The organism is Liquorilactobacillus vini DSM 20605 (assembly GCF_000255495.1).
In the GTDB taxonomy this organism is placed as follows: Bacteria; Bacillota; Bacilli; order Lactobacillales; family Lactobacillaceae; genus Liquorilactobacillus; species Liquorilactobacillus vini.
Genome location: NZ_AHYZ01000018.1, coordinates 1 through 4,083 on the forward strand (window position 1 = coordinate 1; position 4,083 = coordinate 4,083).

General features: G+C 33.9%; 5 protein-coding genes. All 5 read right to left on the minus strand.

Translation table 11 applies throughout. The features are described 5' to 3' along the window. Positions 1-259 precede the first annotated feature (259 nt). The gene (locus ON15_RS11165; protein WP_010579548.1) at positions 260-916 is read right to left on the minus strand and encodes a hypothetical protein; all 657 of its coding nucleotides are present in this window, start codon (positions 914-916) and stop codon (positions 260-262) included. Between the two features lie 50 nt (positions 917-966). Further along, positions 967-1,782 (minus strand): carbohydrate ABC transporter permease, encoded by an 816-nt coding sequence (locus ON15_RS00710; RefSeq protein WP_010579549.1) that lies wholly within the window; start codon positions 1,780-1,782, stop codon positions 967-969. Continuing rightward, positions 1,779-2,642 carry a carbohydrate ABC transporter permease gene (locus ON15_RS00715; RefSeq protein WP_010579550.1) on the minus strand — a complete coding sequence of 288 codons (864 nt, stop codon included), beginning with the start codon at positions 2,640-2,642 and terminating at the stop codon, positions 1,779-1,781. The genes ON15_RS00710 and ON15_RS00715 overlap by 4 nt, the downstream gene beginning before the upstream one ends. 34 nt (positions 2,643-2,676) lie before the next feature. After that, entirely contained in the window at positions 2,677-3,966 is a 1,290-nt protein-coding gene (locus tag ON15_RS00720; protein WP_010579551.1) for an ABC transporter substrate-binding protein, read from the minus strand. Next, positions 3,890-4,083, minus strand: a 194-nt coding sequence (locus tag ON15_RS11890) for a hypothetical protein (protein WP_235720410.1), incomplete at its 5' end; no start/stop codon positions are given. The genes ON15_RS11890 and ON15_RS00720, both read right to left, overlap by 77 nt.

Here is a 4,083-nt window from a genome sequence, read left to right on the forward strand (position 1 = left end):
AAACGGACCGCCTATGGATTTAGAAATTTTGAGAACTTTCGTTTAAGAATCTTGTTATCTTTAAAAAACAGTTATGTCAGTCTAAACTATCATTACTACATCAAAAAAGCTACCCATTCCGAAGAACAGATAGTCTAATAATTCAGCTATACCAATTTAAATTGCAAATTAAACAATTTTATTTATCAGTACCACTTGAAAAAGAACCCTAAAAAGAAAAGAACAGGTAATTATTCAAATTATACTGATCGTTTTCAAATCAGTAAACCGATTCATCTTCCTTCCAAAGTAACTTAATTGCCAGATAAGCTGCTAAAGAAATGCTACAAAGAATCAATAAAAATGATAATCTCAAAAATACATTTACCATTATCAAAGCGAGTAAGATCAAACTGGCTCCTAAAAGTTTTAATGGAGCAGAAAAAATTAATTCATACCAACTTTCCTCCACCAAAGGACTCAAGCTCAAACTCCAGGCTAAGAAAACAGCCATCAAAATAAGCCCTACGCCCAGCAAAAATGCACTTTTAAAAACTTGATCTTTAAAATTCATAAATAAGAACAACCAACCACTTGCTAATAAGCTAAAGAGCAAAAAGAAGGGATATTTTGCTCTTAAGTTTAAATAATTTATAAAAGTCTTTTTAAAAAAGGAGCCCCTCATTTTCTTAGACTCCAATTTTAAAATAGTTAAATAAACATCTGTTGTTGCCGGTAAGAGGAAAACAGAATTCATGATAGTTAATAACACTAAACCTGTTAAAAAAGATTTCAGAGTCCTGGAATCAATCATAATCAAAAGCATTGCAATTGAAGGAAGTGAAATGATTATCCAAATTAAATTCACAGAAACTATCATTGCCAAAAAGTTCCCAAATTTTAGAAAATTTTTACCAAACTTTGAATTAAAGTTCACTATTCAATTCCTCCGCTATCCTCCATTAACCAAAATCTGAAGTATACCAATTACTTAACCGCTCCTTCAGTAACACCTTTAATAATATACTTCTGAGCGAAAAAGTAGAAGATGATTACTGGAAAAACAGATAACGTTAAACCAGCCATCGCTAAATGCCACTGTTTAGTAAATTGTCCAAAGAACATATACATTTCCAGCGGGATTGTATATTGTCGCTGTGGCAAAACCAAAGAAGGTAACAAATAATCATTCCAAATTGAAATAACATTCAAAGTTCCGACAGTCATCGTCATTGGTGTCAGCATTGGAAAAATTATTCTCCGAAATATTTGCCATTTGGTGGCACCTTCTAATTCTGCTGATTCATCTAGTGAATATGGAATACTTCCTAACGTTCCTTGATATAGGAAAATCGACAAACTACCATTAAATCCAAGATACATGAACATCAGTGAATACATATTCAGCAAATGTGCTTGACCAAAGATAGCAATTAGTGGAATCATAACTGCTTGGAATGGAATTAACATTGTTGAAATAAAAATTAATAAGATAATACCGCTTAATTTGCTTTTATTTCTTTGCAAAGCATAGGCAGCCAATGATGAGCAAAAGATCAATAAAACCACACTAACTACCGTAATAATCAGCGAATGCATGAAAGAAGATAAGAAATTCAACGCCTTATAAGAATTAACATAATTATCAGTCGTGAAATATTTGCCTGGCAGACTCAGAATCGAGGCAAAAATACCTTTAGGAGTCTTAAACGAATTAGTAACCATTAGATAAAACGGGAAAAGCCAAAGGAGTCCAATTAAAACACCAAAGATCTCCAACAATAACTTGCCTGGATGCTTCATTTGAGATCCACCTCCCGTTTTTTATTATAAACAACTTGGACTAATGAAATTGCCGCAACAACAATGAAAAAGATAACAGCTTTTGCTTCAGCACGCGCAAAGTAATTTTGGTTATATGCTGTGTTAACGATATTCAGTGCCAACATTTGTGTTGAATTATAAGGCCCACCATTTGTTAAAGAAAGGTTTTGGTCATAAATCTTGAAGCCATTTGATAAGGTCAAAAACATACAAATGGTAAATGCTGGCGCAATCATTGGAAATGTTATATATCTAAATCTCTGAAATGGTGAAGCACCATCAATTTCAGCAGCCTCAATCAAATCATCAGGTACGTTTTGCAGGTAAGCAATATAAATAATCATAATATAGCCTGCCATTTGCCAAACAGTCAAGATCACTAACCCCCAAAATCCGGTACTTGGAGTTGTTAGCCAATCGCTCATTCCTGGAATATGCAATACTTTCCCAATTGCATCAAAACCTTCAGTAAAGATAAACTGCCAAATGAATCCAAGAATCAAACCGCCAATTAAATTTGGCATGAAAAAAATTGTTCGTAATAAATTACTTGATTTGAATTTCTGTGTTACCAACAAAGCAAGTGCTAAGCCGATAGCATTTAATAAAATAACCGTTACGATCACAAATTTAACGGTGAACCAAAAAGCTGAGATAAAATCTTGATCTTTTAGCAAACTTGCATAATTTTGCCAACCAATAAAATGACTAAATGTTATCCCATTCCAATCAGTAAAGGAATAAAAAAGTCCCATAATGGCAGGAATGAAAACAATAATCAATGCTGCAATAAATGTCGGTGCTAAAAACAACCAAAACGATGCACTTCTGTTTTTCACAGCAATTCCTCCTCTCTTAAAAAGCCAACAATTATTATTCAGATTCCTGTTGTGTTTTCCACCCTTGAATTGAATTAGTAACTGTCTTATTCCAGCTTTGTTTACCAGACATATATTTCTGCAATTCAACTTGGAATTTATCTGGGTCCCAAGAAGTACCAGTATAAGCAGGGAAGGCCCAACCGATTATCTTGCCTTCTTTAGATGCATTAAATACTGTCTGAGTTAAAGGCTCACTCATCTTAAAGCTATCATATCCCTTATATGCTGGAACAAATTGTAATTTATTTACAACATATTTTTTACCTTGTTTAGATGTATATAACCAAGTCAAGAAATCCCTTGAAGCTTTTTGTACTTTTGAGGAAGCTTGCTTATTAACAGCCCACCAAATAGATGTACCAACGGGTAATTTGCCTTCATAACCCTTAACAGGAATTGGAATCATGCCAATACCGTTAGAAGCAAATTTACTATTGATCGATTGAACGGTTGGATAAATCCAGTCACCAGCTTCGATCATAGCTACTTTTCCTTCAGAGAAGTATTTGTTTACTTGAGCAGAGTAATCAACTTGCATAACAGGCTTAACTGAGTACTGCATCATTAAATCAAGCATTTGCTTCATTTCTTGATTTTTCGAAAACTTCATTGTCTTTGATTTATAAAGCTTTGAAGCATTCCCATCAAATTGCTGACCAATATACAAGTTTGCTAAATGATCAGAAAATTGCCACGTTTCTTTTCCAGCAGTTGCAAAGACAGCTTTAATACCTAACTTATCTTTTTGACTATCAAGTTCTTGAACTGCAGCCTTAAGTTTGGAATAAGTAGTCAATGAATTAGGGTCAATACCTGCTTTTTTAAAAACGCTCTTATTATAGACAAAACCATATCCTTCAACATTAAAAGGAATGCCGTAAACTTTACCATTGCTGGTAACAGCACCTAATGTTCCCTTAACAGCATTCTTAGCTAATTTAGTGTTAGTCAGATCCGCTGTATACTGACTAAATTTCTTAACACTAGCTGGTCCATCAAGGCTAAAAATAGCAGGTGCATTATCAGAAGCAATCCGTGTCTTCAATACTGGATCATACTGTGTGCCACCACCAATTGACTGAACCGTGATTTTAACATTTGGATGTTTCTTTTCGTAAATACTTGCAATTTGCTTAAGTTGTTTATTGACCTCAACTTTCCCCTGCAAAATAGAAATCTTAACAGTTTTACCTTTGCTGCTATTATTACCACAAGCTGCCAGCGAGAAAGTCAAGCCAGCTGCCAATGCCAACATCCCTAACCTTTTGAAGCTTTTCCTCATTTGGAAAATCCCCCTTCTTTTTTTCAATTTCTTTACAAATCTCATTATTATACTGTTTTTTTCTCAATGCAACCGTTTTCTTAATGTTATCGGTAACATAATGTAACCAATTACATT